Annotated in this window: 16 protein-coding genes; 4 read left to right on the top strand and 12 right to left on the bottom strand. The window is 63.1% G+C overall.

All coding sequences use genetic code 11. The features are described 5' to 3' along the window. Positions 1–212 precede the first annotated feature (212 nt). A complete protein-coding gene (gene torT / locus NDO48_RS11885; protein WP_018426872.1) occupies positions 213–1,289 on the bottom strand; it encodes a TMAO reductase system periplasmic protein TorT in 1,077 nt (358 codons plus the stop codon). Between the two features lie 53 nt (positions 1,290–1,342). Here torT and torS point away from each other — a divergent pair, with 53 nt between their 5' ends. Next, positions 1,343–4,267: a TMAO reductase system sensor histidine kinase/response regulator TorS gene (gene torS, locus NDO48_RS11880; RefSeq protein ID WP_267321508.1), complete on the top strand. Its 2,925-nt coding sequence runs from the start codon at positions 1,343–1,345 to the stop codon at positions 4,265–4,267. A 10-nt stretch (positions 4,268–4,277) separates the two neighbouring features. Here the strand turns inward: torS and torR are convergent, their stop codons facing one another. The 4 genes from torR to NDO48_RS11860 form a co-directional block, all read right to left on the bottom strand. Continuing rightward, complete coding sequence (torR, locus tag NDO48_RS11875) at positions 4,278–5,006, bottom strand: two-component system response regulator TorR (RefSeq protein ID WP_018426874.1); 729 nt, start codon at positions 5,004–5,006, stop codon at positions 4,278–4,280. Positions 5,007–5,138: 132 nt separating this feature from the next. Next, positions 5,139–6,206: a hypothetical protein gene (locus NDO48_RS11870; protein WP_267321507.1), complete on the bottom strand. Its 1,068-nt coding sequence runs from the start codon at positions 6,204–6,206 to the stop codon at positions 5,139–5,141. 131 nt (positions 6,207–6,337) lie between these two features. Continuing rightward, on the bottom strand, positions 6,338–7,840 hold the full coding sequence (locus NDO48_RS11865; protein ID WP_267321506.1) for a histidine kinase dimerization/phospho-acceptor domain-containing protein: 1,503 nt from the start codon (positions 7,838–7,840) through the stop codon (positions 6,338–6,340). Between the two features lie 29 nt (positions 7,841–7,869). Then, entirely contained in the window at positions 7,870–8,562 is a 693-nt protein-coding gene (locus NDO48_RS11860; protein WP_018426877.1) for a response regulator transcription factor, read from the bottom strand. Between the two features lie 361 nt (positions 8,563–8,923). Here NDO48_RS11860 and NDO48_RS11855 point away from each other — a divergent pair, with 361 nt between their 5' ends. The 3 genes from NDO48_RS11855 (at position 8,924) to NDO48_RS11845 (ending at position 12,994) form a co-directional block, all read left to right on the top strand. Further along, positions 8,924–9,877, top strand: a complete 954-nt coding sequence (locus NDO48_RS11855; RefSeq protein ID WP_026226967.1) for an ABC transporter substrate-binding protein — start codon at positions 8,924–8,926, stop codon at positions 9,875–9,877. A 103-nt stretch (positions 9,878–9,980) separates the two neighbouring features. After that, on the top strand, positions 9,981–11,009 hold the full coding sequence (locus tag NDO48_RS11850; RefSeq protein WP_267321505.1) for a quaternary amine ABC transporter ATP-binding protein: 1,029 nt from the start codon (positions 9,981–9,983) through the stop codon (positions 11,007–11,009). Then, positions 11,006–12,994 carry an ABC transporter permease gene (locus tag NDO48_RS11845; RefSeq protein WP_267321504.1) on the top strand — a complete coding sequence of 663 codons (1,989 nt, stop codon included), beginning with the start codon at positions 11,006–11,008 and terminating at the stop codon, positions 12,992–12,994. Before NDO48_RS11850 ends, NDO48_RS11845 begins: the two co-directional genes overlap by 4 nt. 48 nt (positions 12,995–13,042) lie before the next feature. Here the strand turns inward: NDO48_RS11845 and NDO48_RS11840 are convergent, their stop codons facing one another. The 7 genes from NDO48_RS11840 to NDO48_RS11810 form a co-directional block, all read right to left on the bottom strand. Then, positions 13,043–14,209 carry a hypothetical protein gene (locus NDO48_RS11840; protein ID WP_267321503.1) on the bottom strand — a complete coding sequence of 389 codons (1,167 nt, stop codon included), beginning with the start codon at positions 14,207–14,209 and terminating at the stop codon, positions 13,043–13,045. Between the two features lie 52 nt (positions 14,210–14,261). After that, positions 14,262–15,494, bottom strand: a complete 1,233-nt coding sequence (locus NDO48_RS11835; RefSeq protein WP_267321502.1) for a metal-dependent hydrolase family protein — start codon at positions 15,492–15,494, stop codon at positions 14,262–14,264. 23 nt (positions 15,495–15,517) lie between these two features. Further along, positions 15,518–16,492, bottom strand: coding sequence for an ABC transporter ATP-binding protein (locus NDO48_RS11830; protein WP_267321501.1), 975 nt, complete (start codon positions 16,490–16,492; stop codon positions 15,518–15,520). Beyond that, a complete protein-coding gene (locus NDO48_RS11825; RefSeq protein WP_267321500.1) occupies positions 16,485–17,516 on the bottom strand; it encodes an ABC transporter ATP-binding protein in 1,032 nt (343 codons plus the stop codon). Before NDO48_RS11825 ends, NDO48_RS11830 begins: the two co-directional genes overlap by 8 nt. Before the next feature lie 70 nt (positions 17,517–17,586). Then, on the bottom strand, positions 17,587–18,531 hold the full coding sequence (locus NDO48_RS11820) for a succinylglutamate desuccinylase/aspartoacylase family protein (RefSeq protein ID WP_018426885.1): 945 nt from the start codon (positions 18,529–18,531) through the stop codon (positions 17,587–17,589). Positions 18,532–18,566: 35 nt separating this feature from the next. Next, positions 18,567–19,406 (bottom strand): ABC transporter permease, encoded by an 840-nt coding sequence (locus NDO48_RS11815; RefSeq protein WP_267321499.1) that lies wholly within the window; start codon positions 19,404–19,406, stop codon positions 18,567–18,569. Between the two features lie 4 nt (positions 19,407–19,410). Further along, entirely contained in the window at positions 19,411–20,391 is a 981-nt protein-coding gene (locus NDO48_RS11810; protein ID WP_267321498.1) for an ABC transporter permease, read from the bottom strand. Between the last annotated feature and the right edge of the window lie 183 nt (positions 20,392–20,574).

Here is a 20,574-nt window from a genome sequence, read left to right as displayed (position 1 = left end):
GCTCCATGCCAGGCAAAAGCAGCCCTGGCTGAAGGATCAAGCTCGGTTGCGGTGGACCCGAGCGTACGGCGGGGTAGGTGTCACCTGTCATGGCCGTCACTGCCTCCTCGCAGCTTCCGCAAAATCCTCAGCATCAGGCTAGCGGCCGGCTGTGAACCAGTCCGCCGAGATACGTGAAATTAGCCATGCTTGTTGTGAAAAAATGTGACCGGCTACTGCACGTCGAAGGTAGGCTTGAACCATGCGGGGGCGAGGCTGCGTTCCAGGTCGAGCGACTGCACATTCGTCCGGTCGATCACCTGGACCGGCGGACCGACATGGCGATAACGCAAAGTGCCTTCGATCGCACGGATGGCCTGGTCGATGGCGATGCGGCCTTGCAGGGGCGGAGAGTCCGTCGGTGCGGCAACCACCTTGCCCCGGTTGATTTCGCGGAACGTGCCGTGGGTGAAATAGTCGGCAAGGATCTGGACGTGGTTCGCCCGGCCTTGGGCTCTCAAGATACTGACGGCGGCATCGGCCGTTGGGGCGCTGCCGACGATGTAGTCGATGTCGGGCTGGGCCTCGAGCACTTCCTCGATCAGCAACAGTTGGATCTCGACGCCGGTGTCGCCCCATTTGACGGCGGCGATGTTTGCCGAGCTCTGCTTCAGCGCGCGCTGGAAGCCGGCTTCGACGAACTTGACCCATCCCGCTCCCTTCGGTCCAGGAAACCAGGCGACGCTGACCGGCATGGAGCCGGCGGGATGCAGCCGGGCCAGATAGGCGCCGATGGACTGCCCCATTTCCTCCCAGGAGACGCCCGATTTCGCTGAAATCCCGGTATCGTCGATATCGTTGACCGCGGCGATGACAGGGATGCGCTTGGCGATCTCCTTGATCGTCGGCGTCAGCCCTTCATAGGATACTGTGCCAACGATGAGTGCATCGGCATTGGCGCTGCAATTGCGGATCTGCTCGATCTGGCGATCGAGATTGGGATAGCCGCCGGCCTCGACGACGGTCAGCTTGACGCCCGACGAACGCGCCTGCTCGACCATGCCATAGTTGACGCTGACCCAGTAGGAATCCTTGAGGTGAGGGTAGGAGGCGCAGATGCGCCATGGCTTTGCCGCCTTGGCGACCGGTTGGTAGTCGATGGTTGCCGGTTGTCTCGAATAGTCGAATGGCGGCTCCCAGGCATTGAGCGTCCAGCTCGTCTCCGCCGCTCCGGCAGAATGGGCAATACCGCATGCCAGGAGGGCGGTCGCGAACAGGCTCAGACGCTGGCAGCCAGGAGATGCGTACATCGCCTTACGCTAGACACCTTCCGCAGGCAGCGCAAACCATGGTTATATGAGCCATGCTTCATAGGTTCGGCATCGGCGGGAGGCTGTTTCTCGCCTTCCTGTGCATCACTGGCCTGTCCCTGACCTCCGGCATCGTCAGCTGGCTGATCCTGCGCAACATTGCCGATGCGCAGGCCGTGGTGAACGCCCAGGCGCTGCCGGCGGTGGCGGCGACCCAGCGCACCGCCGAACTCAGCGCCAAACTGATCGCCACAGCACCCGCCCTTGCCGCGGTGCGCTCGCGCGACGAGCTTTTGGCCGAGCAGGCCAAGCTTGCGACGCTGTCACAGGAGATCGTCAAGTCGCTCGCCGAGGTCAGGCAGCTTGCTATCGACCCTGACCTTGTCGAGACCTTCGCCGGTTCGGTCGAGAAGATGCTGGCGAACCTGAAGCAGAACAACGAGCTGGTGCGCCAGCGTCTCGACGAAGACAAGGCCTATCGCGACGGCGCCGAGGCGGCCGCGGCTGCGGCGCAGTCGATTTTGCTTTTGTCGGAGACGCTGATTTCCAACGCTTCTGCCGGCGCATCGGCGGTGACGGCAAATCTCTACGGGCTGATCGGCGACCCGACGCGCCGCGAGGATGCCTACACCGCCCTCGACCGGCTGATCGAGCACGACATCTACCTGATGGAGCGCATGTACGAATTGCGCCACCGTAGCGCCCAGGTCAGCCTTTTAATCAACCGGCTGAGCCGGGCTGAATCGAGGGCCGAAATCAATGAGATCAGCGGCATTTTCCAGGACCATGTAAAGGTCATCCGGCGACGCATCCTCAGCATCGACGACCCGGTGCGGCGCAAGCAGGGCGTAGAACTGTTTGGCGCAATCGAGGCGGCAGCGGGCGATGTGCCCGTTTCAGGCTCGATCTTCGGTCGTCGCCAGCGGGTCGTCGATCTCGCCGGCAGCCTCGACGCCATGGCTCAGGCCAACCGCGATCTTGCGGTGACGCAGAACCAGGTTGCCAGGAACATTCTCGACCGTTCCGACGAGTTTGCCAGGACGACGGCCGAACGCGCCGATAATGCGGTCCGTATCGGCGTTGTCGTGCTCGTTGTCACGTTGCTCGTCGCGATCCTGGCTTCGGGTGCAATCGTATGGTTCTATGTCGAGCGCAATCTCGTCCGCCGTCTCAGCGGGCTGTCACGCGCAATGCAGCGGCTGACAGCGGGCGATCTCGACGTCACGGTCACCGATACGGGCGACGATGAGCTGCGCACCATGGCGGTCGCCGTCAACCAGTTCCGCGACGAGTCGCGACGGCGCCTCGAGCTTGAGCAGGATCGCGAGCGAATTACCGACGAACTCAGGCGCCACCGCGAAGAGCTGCAACAACTGGTCGAAGAACAGACCGAGCAGATCCGGCTGGCCAACAAGCGCCTGCGCCAGGAAGCAGTCGACCATGGCGAGGCAAGAGCCCGCGCCGAGCAGGCGAGCAGCGCCAAGTCGGCCTTCCTGGCCACCATGAGCCATGAAATCCGCACGCCGATGACCGGCATGCTCGGCATGATGCGCCTGCTGGCCGACGGCAAGCTCGGCCCCAAGCAGCGCGAGCATCTGTCGGTGGCGGCCAGCTCCGGCGAAGCACTGCTCGGCATTTTGAACGCCATTCTCGATTACTCGAAGGTCGAGTCGGGCAATGTCGAGATCGAGAAGGTCGATTTCGACCTGTCGAAGCTTGTCACGGGGGTGGTCGCCTTCATGCGGCCGATGGCGATCGAAAAAGGCCTCGAGCTGAGGCTGGAAATCGATCCCAAGCTCGGCGCAGCCTTCACGGCTGATGCCGGCAAGATACGTCAGATCCTGTTCAACCTGGTGAGCAACGCGATCAAGTTCACCGAGCGTGGCCACGTCCTTGTCGGGGTCGAGGTGGCGGCCAATCGCAAGGAAGCGCAGACCGTGCGCCTCGCCGTCTCGGATACGGGGATCGGCATTTCCCGCGAGCGACAGGAAGACGTCTTCCAGCCCTTCACCCAGATGGACGCCTCGATCACAAGGCGCTTCGGCGGGACGGGGCTTGGGCTTGCTATCAGCCGCGAATTTGCCCGTCTGATGGGGGCGGAGCTCGCGGTCGCCTCGCAGCGCAGATCGGGCAGCACGTTCACGCTCGACATGCCTCTGCGCAAGGCCAAGGCCGCCACCCTGTCAGCGGAAAAGCATCGCCGTGCCCGCAAGACGTTGCCGTCGGCGTGCAACATCCTCGTCGTCGAGGACGACGATGCGACGCGGCTGGTTTCGACGACGTTGCTGTCGCGGGCCGGTCACCATGTGAAGGCGGTGAGTTCGGGCTATCTCGCTCTCGAAGCGATCGGCGAGTTCAGGCCGGATGTCGTGGTCATGGATGTCAGCCTTCCCGGCATCGACGGCATCGAGACCATGGGCCGCATCCGGACCGAACTGTCGTCGCCGGAATTGCCCGTCATTGCCATGTCAGCGCATGTGTTCAAGACCGACATCGAGCGTTATCTGGACGCCGGTGTCGATGCTTTTGTTGCCAAGCCCATCGTGCATGAACATCTGCTCGATGCGGTGGCGTCTCTGGCCGGTCGCACGGTTCCGCCCGCGGGTCCCGATGTGGCCGCCATCGATGTCGCTGCCTGCAAGGCCGACGTGAAGGCGCTTGGTTCGGAGGCCGTATGGCGGCTTCACCGCATTGCCCATGACAGCCTGCCGCGCCGTTTCCAGTCGATGCATGATGCGCTTGCCTTAGGCCATCGCGAAGCTTTGCGCGATCTTGCTCATGCCACGCGCAGCACCGCCGGTTCACTCGGCTTTCCGCGCCTCATGAAGGCGGCGGAAGGGCTGGAGGCCGCTGCCGCGCAATCGCCCGTTGGCGATCTGGGCGGCATGGTTGCAGCCTGCGAAGCCGCCTTTGTCGAGGGCTCGCGGCAATGGGAAGCGATGCTGGAGACTGTTGCTGATCCGGCGCATCAGGCCTGAGGACCTGGGATCAGTTCATTCCCAGGGCGTGCTGAGCGGCGTCCGGGGCGAAGAAGTAGCCCTCGCCATGGGACGTGACGATGATGCGCGGCGTGCGCGGATTGTCCTTGAGCTTCTGCCGCAGACGCCTGACGAGCACGTCGACGGTGCGGTCGCTCGCATCCCATTCGCGCCTGGAAATCTCGTGCAGCAGGCGCTCGCGCGACAGAACTTGCCCCGGATTGGCCGTCAGCACCGCCAGGAGCTTGAACTCGGCACCTGTCAGTTCGACGAAGGTGCCGTCGGATGCCTGCAGTGTGCGGCGCGCCACCTCCAGCGTCCAGCCGTAGAAATGGCGCGTGCCTGATGCCATCGGCGGCAGCCGTCCCTTGCCGACGCGGCGCAGCAGCCCCTTCACCCGGGCCAGCAATTCACGGTGCTCGACCGGCTTGGTGACGTAATCGTCAGCCCCGATCTCCAGCCCGACGATGCGGTCGACGGTATCTGTTCTTCCGGTGACCAGGATGATGCCGACATCGGAGCGTTCGCGCTGTTCGCGGGTGAGCTTGAGACCGTCCTCGCCGGGCAGGTTGATGTCGATCATCAAAAGGTCGGCCGGGTGCCTGCCCATGATGGCGCGCATCTGCTCGCCGTCGCCCGCCTCGCTGACCTTGTAGCCTTCGGCCAGGAAGTAGCCGGCAAGCTTCGCCCGCGTGACCGGGTCGTCTTCGACGATCACGATGTGATGCTGAACCCGCATGCCATCTTATCCTCCCGACTTTTGTTGACATCATTTCACAAGTCGGGCCACGCGGGCAACGGCGGAAGGAGCCAGCGCCGCACTTGTCATAGCGTCGCCGGCTTCTGCCATCACGGCCTGTGATTTGTCACGTCAGCCCTTCTTTGCCGAGAAGCAGGGCAGGACGTCCTCTTCGAAGTAGGGCTCCTGGTTGACCCAGAACATATAGCCGACCTTGAGGAAATCCTGCGCAAAGGCATGGAGGCTTGGCACCAGGTTCAAGCGCTTTGCCACGATGTTGGTCGAGCCTGTTTCGCCGACATAGTTGCCGTCCTGCACGGCAATGCCGAGCGGCACGGTGAACTTGCCTTCATGCATCATCGCCAAAGCATGGTTGAGTTGGCCCTTCTTCTTGTACATGAGATCAGGAGCCCCCATGCCGACGCCGATCTTGTCGCCAAACTCGTAGATCCCGCGCAGATATCCCTTGTCCTCCCACGGTAGCCATTCGCCGGGCATGAAGTTCGCGTAGAGCATGGTCGTCGACGTTGGGAAGGCGGCTTTCATGGCTTGCATGTTGGTTTTGAGCGCTGCCACATATTTGTCCGGGGTAAAGGACGAATCCGTCTCCGGTGTAACGCCGATTGCCGTTTCCTGGAGGTTGATGCCCTCGACAACACCGTCGAACTGCTTGCCGAGCGCTGCAAGCAATGCCGCGAAACGCGCCTGGACCTTGGCGTTCCAGCGCTTGGCAACCCAGCCTTCGACGGCTCCATCGTCGCTACGTTGCGCGGTGACGCCGCCGCCATATTCGTCCTTCACCAGATAGTCGGGCACCGGCTTGTACTCGGGAGAGAACGACGCATCCTGCAGCTGGATGAAAAGCCGCTTGCCGTGTTTGGTGAGGTAGTCGATGTCGGACTGGATCAGCGAGAAATCGTATTGTCCCTCAGTCGGCTCAAGCTGGCGCCACACATACATGATCTGCGCACCAGTGAAGCGATTGTTGCTCAGGAAGGCATGGTCGCGGATCGCCTCGCGATCCCGGCTGAAGTAGACGAAATGCTCGATCTTGTCCGCCGGCAGCGGACATGCCGCATCAGTGTATTGCTTGTAGGCGTTCTCGTATCGATTGGCGGGATTGTCCCAGGCCATCGAGGATGTGGTGGCAATCGCGGCGCCAAGCGTTACGACAGCGCCAAGAAGACGTTTCAACTTCATAGGTCTACCCTTGAGTGGATCGGGGCCTGAAGGCCCGCTTGCCCTCAAATGTCTAGTTTGTGGATGAGGCGCTTTCGCCGTCCAAGTGGTGCAACCCGCGTGCAGATACTGTGCAGAGCCTCCGACGGGAGCTAGCCGAACGCGATCTCGAAAACGGCACCGCCCGGAGCAGAAACCGGCGTCAGCCGCGCGCCATAAAGGTCCAGGATGGCCACCACGATGGCCAGGCCAAGGCCCGTCCCGCCGTCTTCCCGGCGCGTGGTGAAGAACGGTTCAGTCAACCGGCCAAGATCGATGTCGGCAAATCCCTCGCCATTGTCTGAAAGTCGAAGTGCCCGGCCATCCCAATTCAGCTCGAGCCTGGTCGCCCCATGATGGCGGGCATTCCCCGCCATGTGCGCCAGTATTGTCTGTCCATGCGCAACCGACAGCGGCAGGATGGCATCCGGGGGAGCCAGGTTGATGTCGAGCCCGGCAATCTCTGGCAACATGTCCTTCGCCCGGCCGGGCTCGCCGCGCGCGCTTTCGCGAGTCCTCGTCATGTCGCGGAGCTGGTGGAGCAGCAGATCCATCCGCTGCCCCTGGGTCTTGATGCTGCTTACGAGGCTTTGTTGTGCTTCATCGGACAGGTGGCCGTCCTCGAGCAACTCGGCAGCACCCATGATCGAGGTCACCGGTGATTTCAGCTCGTGGGTGACGTGGTTGGTGTAGATGCCGATTTCTTTGCTGCGCCGCGACAGCGTGCCAGCCATGGTGATGACAGCCTCGCCAAGTTCGGCAATCTCCCGCATGCCGTAGTGGCCGAGCGGAGCAAGCTCGGAATGGCCGCCATCGGCGACCATTCTTGACTGGTCGCGCAGGGCGCGGATCGGCCGGAGCATCGTCCGCACCAGCAACGTTCCGACGACAGCGGCGCTCAACAGCGTCACGGCCGCCAGGACAATCAAGGCGATGCGCTCTCCGGCGAAATACTCCGACAACCTGGGAGCGGTCCTGGACAAATAGACCGCGCCGATGACCCTGTTGTGGCTGATGACGGGATAGGCAACCATCACCCTGAAGCCTGTCCCGCCGCCAAGCACAGCCAGGCGAAACCGCGAGCCCGCGTCGCTCCGCCAGCGCAGGGCAGCGCCGACATCGCCTTGCAGCGCCTGTCGAACTTCCGGCACCGTGGCAAAGCTCGCAGGCGCGGGCGCGAGCATGTCAATGCCTTGATGGTCCAGGAAAACGACCGTCGAAAGCGTCGTCCGGCTGGCGTTGTCGGCCAAGGCACCCAGCTCCTGCGCAATCCTGAGATATCGCGGGTCGAGTTGCTCCGTGGTGGGCACGGCATCTGGACGGACAGGCTCGACCACATCCTGACGAAGGTTCAGGAGCGGTTGAAAGGTTCGTGACCTGGCGCTCCAGAATATGCGCTTGGGCGGCGGCAGATAGTATCCTGGTATGAGCGCTTCGCCTTCAGGCGAAGCGGCCTCGAAAGCGACGACATAGGCGCCGGCATAGATGGCCGCTTGCTTGATGAGCGACGCCTCCGTCTCATTGACCAGCCGGTTTGTTCCGATCTGCAACGCCAGCGTCGTCGCGATCGGCACCGCAAGCAGGCTTGCACAGACGATCGACACGACCTGTGGCATGGATGGCCGCCATTTGCGTGCTATCCTGCTCACGCTGCGCCGGGCCCGGCAACGCAATTGCCAAGCCGCAGGCCCACGCCTCTTACGGTCTCGATCACATCGGAATAACCAAGGAGCTCGGCCTTGGCGCGGATGTTGCGCACATGGCTGTCCACCGTGCGTCCTGACAAGGTGTTGTTCCCGCCATAGGCCTTGTCGATCATGGTTCCACGGCCGACGACGATCCCGGGTTGCGCCGACAGGATTTCCAGAACCGAAAACTCCGTTGCCGTCAGCGGCAGATCCTTGCCGGCAAGAGAGCAGATGTGGCGTCCGCTATCGAGGCTTAGGTCGCCGTGCCTCACGATGCCGCCTGCCTGCTTGCCTCTTGCCAGTATGGCCTTGATCCGCAGCAGCAATTCTCGCGGCGAAAACGGCTTGCTGACATAGTCGTCCGCCCCAAGCTCGAATCCGACGATCCGGTCGACTTCGTCGTCATGCGCTGTCAGGAAGACGATTGGAACATGTGAGTTTGCGCGGATGGCCTTGCAGCATTCGATGCCTCCCATGACAGGCATTCCAATATCGAGCACCACCAGGTCGGCGTGGTGTCGTTGTAACTGCTCCAGGGCCAGGCGCCCATTGGCGGCCTGCTGGACGTGCATGCCCGCTCTTTCCAGCGCAATGCCGATCACGTTGCGGATGTCCGGGTCGTCATCAACAACGAGAATGTTGGGGTTCATAGAGCGATCACCAAGAAGACATGCCTGTAGATGGCCGAGACCAGCTTCTTGTATCGAAGCGTGCGGTTGCAAGCCAAGGACTGTCCGGCAATCTCGAATATAAAAATGCGAAGATGATGGCGCTTCCGCGCTGGTCCTAGCCCTCGGCTGGAAAAATGGTCCGGGGGCTTCGTCGCATGACCTGACCCGGCTCTTTATTAACATTATTTCACAAGTCGGCTCACGACTTTTACACCCCGGGCGACACCGGTTCACTTCTCGCCGCTATCTTGCGGGAATGGAGCGGAAACGACCCGGCACGAAGAGGCCAGCACCCCGCCTTCCATGGGAACAATCGCAACACACAGGAACGGGAGGTTCAATGACGAATTTCACCAAGTCCGCAACTATGGCCACGATGATGGCTTTTGCGGCAGGCACAGCATTCGCCCAGGATTCCACCGACGTCATCAAGATCCCGACCCACAACTGGTCGAGCCAGATCGTCGGTGCCCATATCGTCGGCAAGCTGCTCGAGAAGGGTGGCGCCAAGGTCGAATACGTCTCCGCCGACAGCCAGGTCGTCTACACCGCGCTCTGCGAAGGCGATGTCAGCCTCGTGCACGAAGTCTGGGAAGGCGCCTTCGGCGTCGCGTTCCAGAAGGTCGTCAAGGAAGGCTGCGTCATCGATGCCGCCACCCATGACGCCAAGACGCGCGAGGAATGGTGGTACCCGACCTATGTCGAGGAAGTGTGCCCCGGCCTGCCAGCATGGGAGGCGCTGAACGCCTGTGCCGACAAGTTCGCGACCGCCGAAACCGCGCCCAAGGGCCGGTTCCTCGGTGGCCCCGTCGACTGGCTCAAGCATGACGCCGAACGTGTCGAGGCACTCGGCATGAACTTCGAGGTCGTCAATGCAGGGTCGTCGGCGGCGCTGTGGGCTGAACTCGACTCGGCGGTCAAGCGCAAGGAGCCGATCGTCCTGTTCAACTGGACGCCGAACTTCGTCGAAGCGCTCTACGACGGCAAGTTCGTCGAGTTCCCGGCCTATGATCCCAAGTGCAAGGACGATCCGTCCTGGGGTTCCAACAAGGAGCTGAGCTACGATTGCGGCAACCCGAAGGACGGCTACCTGAAGATCGCCGCCTGGAAGGAATTCCCGACCAAGTGGCCCAAGGCCTACGCCATCCTGCAGAAGATCAACTTCTCCAACATGGACATCGCCGTGCAGGCGAAGCTCGCCGACATCGACAACATGGAGCCCGAGGCGGCGGCCGACAAATGGCTGGCCGACAACGAGGCACGCTGGAAGGCCTGGCTGGGTTCGGCCAGCTGATCCCGCATCCATCCGTTCTGTCATGGCGTCGTGACGCCCGCGCAAATGCGGGCGCCACCTTGCCGCGCATACCCATCGGCCCCTGGCGAGAGGCAGCACCGACATGTCCGAAGCGAAAATCGCATGCCGCAACCTGTGGAAGCTCTATGGCTCCGACCCCGCCGGGTTCCTGCGCCGCCAGGCTGGCACGCCGTCGGTGGAAACCATCCGCGGCGAAGGTTACATCCCTGCAGTCCGCGACGTCTCATTCGAGGTGATGCCTGGCGAGATTCTTGTCGTCATGGGCCTTTCGGGCTCCGGTAAGTCGACGCTGCTGCGCTGCCTTGCCCGCCTGATCGAGCCAACTTCAGGCGAAGTCATGTTCGAAGGCCAGGACATCCTGGCCGCGTCCGAGCGTGAGTTGATTGACCTCAGGCGCCACAAGATGGGTATGGTCTTCCAGCATTTCGCCCTGCTGCCGCATCGCACCGTGCTCGACAATGTCGCCTTTCCCCTGCAGGTCCGCGGCACCGACCGGCAGAAGCGCGAGGCCCGCGCCCGCGAGGTCATCGAGCTGGTCGGGCTGAAGGGTCGCGAGGGCTACTATCCGCGCGAACTATCCGGCGGCCAGCAGCAGCGTGTCGGCATCGCCCGCTCGCTTGCCGTCGGCCCCGACGTCTGGTTCCTCGACGAGCCGTTCTCGGCGCTCGACCCGCTCATCCGCCGCGAGATGCAGGACGAGTTCCTGCGCCTGCAGAAGGTGCTCAACAAGACCATCGTCTTCATCACCCATGATTTCGACGAGGCGATCCGCGTCGCCGACCGCATCGCCATCATGAAGGATGGTGTCGTCGAACAGCTTGGCACCGCGGAAGAGCTGGTCACCTGCCCGGCCACGCCTTACGTCGCCGAATTCACGCGCAACGTTCCCCACGACCGCCTGTTGTCGGTGCGGTCGGTCATGGCACCTGCGTCGTCCCGCACGCCCGATGGGGCGGCAGTTCAAGCCCAGGCGCTTCTGGCCGACGTCGCCCGCCAGGTGCTGTGCTCCGAGCGCCCGGTCGACGTCATCGACGATGAAGGTGCGCTGGTAGGTTCGCTCAGCCGGGACAGCCTGATCGACGCTCTCTACGGCAAGGAGCAGTGCGCATGAGCGCGGCGGCTTTGTCCCGACCGGTGGAGGTCGAGCCGCGCAAGCCGTTGGCCACTCTAACCAAGCCGCTGCTCGTGGTTCTGCCCTTCGTCGTGCTGCTGCTGGTCGCCTCGCTGCTGCCTGGTTGGGCTGTGCAGGTGCCCAAAGACTGGACGATCCCCTTTGTCGACTGGGCCAATACGCTGATCGGGCATCTCCGCGACGACGCCATCTTTGGGCTGTTCTCGTTCAGGGACCTGACGCGCGGCGTAGCCGAACTGATCACCTGGCCGCTGGCCTTCGTCGAAGGCATCTTCGTCTCGGGCTTTCCGAAGATCGGCGTCGCGGCCTTGCCATGGGTCATGATCTCAGGCTTGGCCGGCGTGTTGGGCTGCTACCTCAGGGACTGGCGGCTTGGCGCACTGGCGGCGATCTGCGTCGCTTATATGGCGATCTTCGGCAAGTGGGAGCTGTCGATGATCACCTTGTCGGTGGTGCTGGTCGCGGCCCCCATAGCCGGTCTCATCGGTTTCGGCATCGGCATTCTCGCAGTGAAGAAACAGTGGTTCGAAGCGCTCATCGTGCCGCTGCTCAACGTGCTGCAGTCGTTGCCGCATTTTTCCTACCTGATCCCCATCGCCGTGTTCATCGGCGTCGGCCACAAGGCCGGTGCGATCGCCACCGTCATCTTCGCAATCCCGCCTATGGCCCGGCTTACCATCCTTGGGCTGAAAGGCGTCGCCGAAGAGGTGCGTGAGGCGGGCAAGATGGCCGGCTGCACCCGCTTCCAGACCTTGTGGCTGGTCGAGATACCGTCAGCCCGCCAGTCGCTGCTGGTCGGCGTCAACCAGGTCATCATGCAGTGCCTTGCCATGGTGGTCATCGCCTCCTTCGTCGGTGCGCGCGGCCTTGGCCACGATCTCCTGTTCAGGCTGCAGGCATTGAAGATAGGGCAGGCGCTGGAAAGCGGCGTGGCGATCGTCCTGATGGCAATCACGCTCGACCAGCTGAGCCGTGCGGCCGCCTACAAACAACCCTCGCATGTGGCGCCTGACACCACCTTCCTGCAACGCTTTCCATTTCTCAGCGCCACGGCGCTGGTCGTTGTCGGTTCGCTCGTGCTGGCGCAGCTGACGCCCTATGCACAGGCCTGGCCGTCAAACCTCGCTCTCAGCACAGCACCCTTCTGGGACGCGCTGGTCGACTGGGTCACGGTCACGCTCTACGACCCGCTGCAATATCTGCGCAACGCCATGCTGCTCTATGTATTGATCCCCGTGCGCGACCTGTTCCAGAGCATTCCCTGGACGGCGATGGTCGCCCTGGTCGCGGCTACCGGCTGGTCGCTGGGGGGGCTGCGCCTGGCGCTCGTCGTCGCAGGCTTCGTTCTGTTCATCGCCTTCGCCGGCTACTGGGAGCGGTCGCTGATAACAGCCTACATGGTGACGGTCGCCGTGCTGATCTGCATCCTGATCGGCCTGCCGATCGGCATCTGGGCGTCGCACAGCGAGCGCCGCACCGGCATTGCCAAGCTTTTGTGCGACACCTTCCAGACCTTCCCGTCCTTCATCTACCTGATCCCTGTGATCATGCTGTTCAAGGTCGGCGACGTCGCCGCGATCTCGGCGATCATCATCTACGCGATGATCCCGATTGTGCGTTACACCATCTTCGGCCTGCGCAACGTGCCCGAGGAGATCGTCGAAGCCGGCATCACGTCGGGCTGCACCCGGCGCCAACTGCTGTGGAACATCCGCATGCCGCTCGCCTTCCCGGAGATCATGCTCGGCATCAACCAGACGATCATGTTCGCTCTGTTCATGGTCATCATCGCGGCCTTCATCGGCACCAAGGACATCGGCCAGGAAATTTTCCGGGCGCTGACCTTCAATGATGCCGGCAAGGGCCTTGTGCTCGGCCTCTGCGTGGCCTTCATGGGACTCACCGCAGACCAGCTAATCACGGCCTGGGCAGCCAGGCGGAAAAGTCGGCTCGGTCTGGCTTAGCGCAAGGTTCTTTTGGCTAGCCGGTAGGCAGAGCTGGCTGCCTGCCGTTCAGCTCTTCCAGAACGTGCGTAGCGTTTCCGGCGTGTGCATGTTGGCGTAGAGGTAGTGCCAGAATTCGGGACGGCGCTCGCGCTCAACTGGCTTCCAGACGTCATACACTGCGGTTTCGCCGCACCAATAGGCGTAGACGAACGGCGCCCGCAGGCCGTGGTTGAGGAAGGAGAGCCGCCCTCGGACGGTGGCCTCGGTCTGGAACCCGGCCTCCGCAATGACAGGCACGATCTCGTCGAGCGTCTTGTTCATGTGGTGCAGCATCCAGGCAGCATTGCAGCGCAGGGCGCTTCGCAGTCGTTGCAGCGTTACGGCCAGCTCGTCATCAGGCGTGTCGACCCAGTCGAGGAAAAACAGGCCATTGTCGGCAATGCCCTCGAACAGGGCGCTGCTGGCCGAACTGGTCACCACCTGGGCGCCGTCGAGCGGCATCCGCCCTTCGGCGACGTATCGCTGGCGCAGGGCAAGATGGACGAGGTGTCCGGGGAAGGCTTCGTGGCAGGCCAGATGCTTGAGGGCGTATCGCGTGTATGGAAAGTCCAGGTTGAGCAGCAGCCGACGCGCCGGGTAGTCGCAATAGGCCGAGAACGGGACTGATTGGACCGCGACCGGTTCGAGCCATTCCTGCTGCATGTCATACATCAGGGCGCTGGTTCGGCTGCGCGCCTCTTCGCCATAGCCGCGCAAGACCTGCAGGACGCCGTCGGGAGAAACCCTGTTGTCTTCTTCCCAGCGCCCCAGATCTTCCGCCAGCGACGAGCCGACGTAACCAAGTTCGTCCAGCTTTTCCCGGATCGTTCGAACGTAGCCGTCGAGCACCGACTGCGGCACCATCTGCGTGTCGACGCGAAGCTGGCGCCGCAGGCGTTCGGCGAAGGAAATCTCCTTCTCCTCAAAGGTGGTCACCAGCGCCAACAGCGAGTCGATCATCTCCGCGAGGTAGGCCCGGCGCAGTTCGCTTTCAGCTTCACCGGGCAGGCGAAGGGCGAGGTCATGGAGTGCCTGGGCAGCCTCTGCGTAGCTGCGCAACGACAAGGGCTCGACGTTTGCCACGGCGACAGGAATGAGGCCTTCCTTGTTCAGGAAACCGTCGCCGCGCGGCGTTGTCCTGTACAGCCGGTCGACCCCGGCGGTAATCGCGGCAAGTTCATGTCCCAACAGCATCACATTCCTCACAAATCCGAAGCCCTGCGGGCTCGCAGCGGTGGCAGCTCGATCAGAGCCGGTTCTTGACCAGGCGTCCGTTGGCCATGATGGCGCTCATATGCGCGCCGTCGCCCTGGAGCAGCCCGATATCGGCCAGCGGGTCGCCATCGATGACAAGCAGGTCGGCATAAGAGCCTGGAGCGATCACGCCGGCCTTGCCGGTCAGGCGGCACAATTCCGCACCGACGACGGTCGCCGAACGGATGATCTCCGCAGGCGAGAGAACCTTGGCGAGAAGCTCGAACTCCATGCAGTGATACTTGCGCAACTGGCCGAGCAGGTCGGAACCGAAGGCCATCGGCAGTCCTGCATCGCGCATGATTTCGAGCGAACGCAGCCCGCCTTGGCGCACGATCTCGATCTTGGCGAATTCGTCGGCACCCAGGCCCAACTCTTCGCCATCGAGGGCGAGCGCGTCATAGGCAACCAGCGTGGGCACGGCGATGCAGCCTTTTTCGGCAGCCAGTCGGGCGGTATCCGCGGTGATCAGGTTGCAGTGCTCGAGCGAATGGACGCCGAGCTCGACGACGCGGCGGATGGCGGCGTCGGTGTAGACATGGGCCGATACGTAGAGCCCGGCATTGTCGGCTTCTTCGACGATTGCCTCCAGTTCGGCACGCGAGAACTGCAGCGAGTGGATCGGGTCGTTGGGTGAGGAAACCCCGCCATTGGCCATAACCTTGATGAAGCGGGCGCCGCTCTTGATCATCTCCCTTGAGACGCGGCGCACATCGTCCACGCCGTCGACGATGATGCCCATCGAGCCCAGGCGGTCGGACATGATGCCGGGACGGTCGTCGGTGCGTTGGCGCAGGTCGCAATGGCCGCCTGTCGTCGACAGCCCCTTGCCGCAGATGACAAGCCGCGGCCCGTCGATCAATCCTTCTTCCACGGCGCGCACCAGTCCGTGATCGGCGCCGCCGAGATCGCGGATCGTGGTGAACCCGCGCATGAGTGTTTCGGTCATCACCCGTGCCGAACGCAATGCCGCGAGCGATGACGGCGCGATGGCGTTTGACCAGAGATCAAGAGATTCCGCCACGACATGCATGTGGCAGTCGATCATTCCCGGCATCAGCGTGCGGCCGCCGAGTTCTATCTCCTGCGCGTCGGAAGGGGCGGCGATTGAGGGCGCGACCTCAAGGATATTGCCGCCGCCCACCAGCACCGCAAGTCCGTCGAGAAGTTTGCCGTCGACGGCGTCGAGAACCTTGCCGCCGGTGAAGAGATAGGTCTGGGTCATGGATATCGTTCCGGCAGTTTGGATCAGCGGTGGTGGCAAGCCAGCATGCGACCGTCATCGCGCATGCCGAGCTGTGGTTCGGTCGTGCGGCAAACCTCCGATGCCAGCGGGCAGCGCGTATGGAAGGCGCAGCCGGAAGGTTTGTTGGTGGCACTGGGAATGTCGTCGTTCGACGCCTTGAACTGATGGCGCTTGCGCGGGTCGAGCGACGGTGCCGAGCGAATGAGAAGCTCGGTGTAGGGGTGCGTCGGATTGGCAAAGATCGCGGCCTTGTCGGCGATCTCGACGATCTTGCCGAGATACATCACCGCGACGCGATGGGAGAGGTATTCGACGACGCCGAGATCGTGGGAGATGAACAGGAAGGAGATGCCGAGGTCGCGTTGCAGATCGGACAACAGGTTGAGGATCTGCGCCTGGACCGACACGTCGAGCGCCGAAACCGGCTCGTCACAGACGATGACGTCGGGGTTGAGAGCAAGTGCACGGGCGATGCCGATGCGCTGGCGCTGACCACCGGAGAACTGATGCGCGAAGTTGCCGGCCTGATCGGGACGCAGGCCAACCCGTTCCATGAGTTCGACAACCCGGGCTGCACGCTCCGATGGCGTTCCGACCTGGTGGATGTCGAGCGGTGCGCGGATGATGTCGCGCACGCGATGGCGTGGATTGAGCGACGAGAACGGGTCCTGGAAGATGATCTGTACCCGCTTGCGGTAGGATTTCAGCGCCGCGCCGCGGAAATCGCTGACCGTCTGGCCATCGAATTCGACCTTGCCGCCGGTTGACTTTTGCAGCCCCATCAAGGCAAGGCCGGTGGTGGACTTGCCGCAGCCTGACTCGCCGACAAGGCTCAGCGTCTCGCCACGGCGAAGTGAAAAACTGACGCCATCGACCGCGCGGACAGCGCCGACGACGCGGCTGAACACACCGCCACGGATGGGGAAATGCACCTTCAGATCACTGACTGCCAGCAGCGGTGCGGATGTTTCAGCCATTGGCATGAGCGACCTCCCAGCAGGCGGCAAAGTGGCCTGGCTGCTTTTCTTCGAATTCCGGCCGCTGCTTATGACAGCGCTCTGTGGCCTTGGGGCATCGTGGAGAGAAGGCGCAGCCGGAAGGCAGATCCCAGAGCGGCGGCACGGTGCCTGTTATGTCGACAAGGCGATCGCCGACGGCAGCGCCGGCGTGCGACCGCGGAATGGCGCCAAGTAGGCCGAGCGTGTAGGGATGCATGGGGTTGTCGAAGAGGTCGGTGGCCGACGCCTCCTCGATCCGGCGGCCGGCATACATGACGACGACGCGATCGGCGACTTCGGCAACGACGCCGAGATCATGGGTGATCATCACCAGAGCCGTGCCCAGCCGCTTCTGAAGGTCCGAGATGAGCCCCAGGATCTGGGCCTGGATGGTCACGTCGAGGGCCGTGGTCGGCTCGTCAGCCACGAGAATGCGTGGCTCGCAGACCAGCGCAAGTGCAATCATGGCGCGCTGGCGCATGCCGCCGGACAATTCGTGCGGATACTGACGGGCACGGCGTTCCGGATCGGGCATCTGCACGAGGCGGAGCGCTTCGATGGCGCGCTCGAAAGCCGCGCGCCGTCCGAGATTGCGGTGCTGGCGAACCGCTTCGGCAATCTGCTCGCCGACAGTCAGCACAGGATTGAGCGCCGTCAACGGCTCCTGGAAAATCATCGCGATCTTTTCGCCGCGATAGTCCTCGACGGTTCGTCGATCGAGCGCGAGCAGGTCCGCCCCGTCGATCACGATGCTGCCGCCGGTCACGCGTGCCGCTTCCGGAAGCAGACGCAGCAATGACAGCGCCGTCATCGACTTGCCGCAGCCGGACTCTCCCACGATGCAGACCGTCTCACCCGGCGCGACCGACAGCGCCATGTCGGAGACAACAGCAAACGAGCCTTGGCTGGTTCGAATGCTGATCTCGAGGTCGCGCACGGTAAGCACCGGGCGCGCCGGCACCGTGGCTGCTGGCTGGGGACTGATGGCGGACGTGTGGCTCATCTTGCTCCGTTCCTTGCTGGTGAAGCGGGGAGGGCCCGATGGCGCTCCCCGCTTTCGAGGTCTTCGCCGGTCAGTCGGTCGCGCCTTCCAGATTGCCGACCATGAAGCCGTAATCGCCGGACTCGACCAGATTGCGCGACAGGTGCGAGAGGATCATGACGCCGTTGTCGTAAGGCGACGGGATCTCTTCCAGCGTCTGGAACGTGTAGGGGCTGACGACGCGGCCGAGCAGCTCGCCCTTCTTGATCGTTTCGCCGAGTGCCGGCGACAGGGGCTCGAGCCATCCCGCCTGGGTGGGGCGGATGCCGGCGATCTCGTTGACGACAATCTGCTTGGGCGCAGGCCTGACGTCGCCCGGGATGACACCCTTGTGGCGCAGCATGTTCAGCACGCCGTCGACGGTGCGCTTCACATACGGGGTCTGGTCGACGATGCCGCCGCCGAGCTCGACGACGACAGAAGAAATGCCGCGCTGGTCGATGGTCACGGCCTTGGTCGTGCCGTCGAAGGACGTGCCTTCCTTGGACTCGGTCGGGCGATAGAGGACCTTGGAGCCGAACGAGCGCGACAGGGCCTCGTCATTGAGAATGTAGATGTAGTCGACGGTCGGCCGGTCGGTGCCGGAATGAAGGTCGATGTGAAGGTCGATCTTCTCAAGGAAATGCTCGCTGATGGCCTTGGCCAGCTGCTGCGTGTAGGTGCCGCGCGCGTTGCCGGGAAATTCGCGGTTGAGGTTGAGCTCGTCCAGCGGCGTGAAGCGACGGTTGAGAGCCATGGCGCGGGCATTGGCAACGGGCAACATGAGGATCCTGCCCTTCAGCGGCGTGTCGACGAGGATCCTGAACAATTCCAGTATTGCCTGCGAGCCGGCGTTTTCGTTGCCGTGAATGGACGCCGACAGGCCGACGGTGGGGCCGTCCTGCTCGCCGACCAGCTCCTGCATGTAGAGCGCTGCGTCGGAGCCGTCGGCGTGGGTGGTGAACTTGTGCACCACGGTGTTGATCTTGTTAGCCATAAGCACTTTCCTTGGTTTTTGCTGCGGTCGGGACTTCAGGATTTGCCGCCGCGGGAGAGTTGGCGAGGATCAAGGACATCCCTGAGACCATCGCCGAGGAGGTTGAAGCCGAGCACGGTGACCATGATGGTCGCGCCCGAAATGATAGAGAGCCATGGCTCGTCGCGGATGAACTTGGTGCCGTAGGCAAGCGTCCAGCCCCAGGTCGGTGTGGGGGGCGGGAGGCCGAAGCCGAGGAAGCTGAGCGCGGATTCGGCGATGATCGCGGTTCCGAGCCCCAGCGATGCCAGCACGATGATGGGGCCAAACGCGTTTGGAAGGATTTCCTTGAACAGGATGCGGCTTGGCCGTGCGCCGAGTGCGCGCGCCGCCTGAACATAATTCTGCTCGCGCAGGACAAGCGTGGTGGCGCGAACGACGCGTGCATATTCGGTCCACGCAACCACGATCAGCGCGAGCGCGACGTTGACGACGCCCGGCCCGAGAATTGCGACGATGGCGAGCGCCAGCACGATCGCCGGGACGCCGAGGAAGATGTCTGTGATGCGCATCAGCACAAGGTCGACCCAGCCGCCGAAATAACCGGCCACAAGCCCGACGATCGTGCCGAGGATGGCAGAGCATGTTACGGCGATGATGGCGATGGTCAGCGAGACGCGGGCGCCCCAGACCAGGCGAGACCAGAGGTCGCGGCCGAAATTGTCGGTTCCCAGCAGGTGCTGGATTGACGGTCCGGCAAAGCGGTTGCGCATGTCCATCTGCTCGACGCCATGGGTGGCGACAGCAGGGGCGAAGATCGCAAGCAGGATGATCGTCACGGTGATGGCCGCGCCGACCACCAGGGACGTGTTGCTAAGGGCCTTTGGCAGCTTCATCGGATCAACCCAGGCGAATGCGCGGATCGACCGCGGCGTAAAGGAGGTCGACGACCAGATTGACCAGCGCGAAGATGATGGCGAAGGTCAGCACGATGCCCTGGATGAGCGGGAGATCGCGTTGCGAGATCGCCGAAATGGTCAGCTGGCCGAGTCCCGGCCAGGCAAAGATCGTTTCCGTCAGCACGGCGCCGCCGAGCAGGGCGCCGAAGCGCAGCCCGATGACGCTGAGGACCGGCAACAGGGCGTTGCGCAGGGCGTGCCGGACGATGACGCGCGGCCGCCGAAGCCCCTTGGCATAGGCGGTGCGGATGAAGTCCTCGCGCAGGATTTCGAGCATCGATGTCCTGACGAGCCGCGAAATGATCGCTGCGGAATTGACCGCAAGCGCAAATGCCGGCAGCGCAATGTGCGACAGCGATTTGACGAGCACCTCCGGCCTGCCCGAGAAGGCGGCAGCGAGAGCGTCGAGCAACGGTTCGCCACGGCCGATGGCCGGCAGCCAGCCGAGATTGACGGCAAACAGCAGCATCAGCAGCAGGCCGAGCCAGTAGACCGGCATCGAAACGCCGAGCTGGGCGAGCAGCATCGTCGCCGTGTCGATGATCGAACCCTGCCAGATCGCGGAGATGACACCGAGCACCAGCCCGATGATTGTCGCCAGCAGCAGGGAGACCACAGCCAGCTCGATCGTCGCCGCCAGCCGGCCGGCGATGATCGTGGACACGGCCTCGTTCTGGAAGATGGACTGGCCCATGTCGCCATGCGCAAGCGCCGCGAAATAGTACCACAGCCTAATGTACCACGGGTCGTCGAGGCCGAGATTGGCGCGCAGCGTGGCAATGGCTTCCGGCGTTGCTTCCTGTCCAAGCAGAACCGAGGCAGGATCGCCGGGGATGATGAGCAACAGGGCGAAGGTCACCACCACCATGCCGATGGCAAGCGGTATCAACAGCAGCAGCCGGCGTATGATGTAGGCAATCATGGTGTCGGTCCTTTTGTCCGGCGCCGGAAAGGCGTTGTTCCGGTCAGACGTCAATGGTCGTGGCTGTCCGGTTGTGGCCAGCCAGAGACCGGCAAGCCCGCTTGATCGGACTGGCAGTCAGTCCGGGCAAAAGTCCGTCGCCGCCATTTGCAGCACGGATTCGCGGCGTTGCCCTTCGCTGCG

This window comes from Aminobacter sp. MET-1 (assembly GCF_026521175.1).
Classification (GTDB): Bacteria; Pseudomonadota; Alphaproteobacteria; order Rhizobiales; family Rhizobiaceae; genus Aminobacter.
This window is presented reverse-complemented; position numbering and strand designations above follow the sequence as displayed.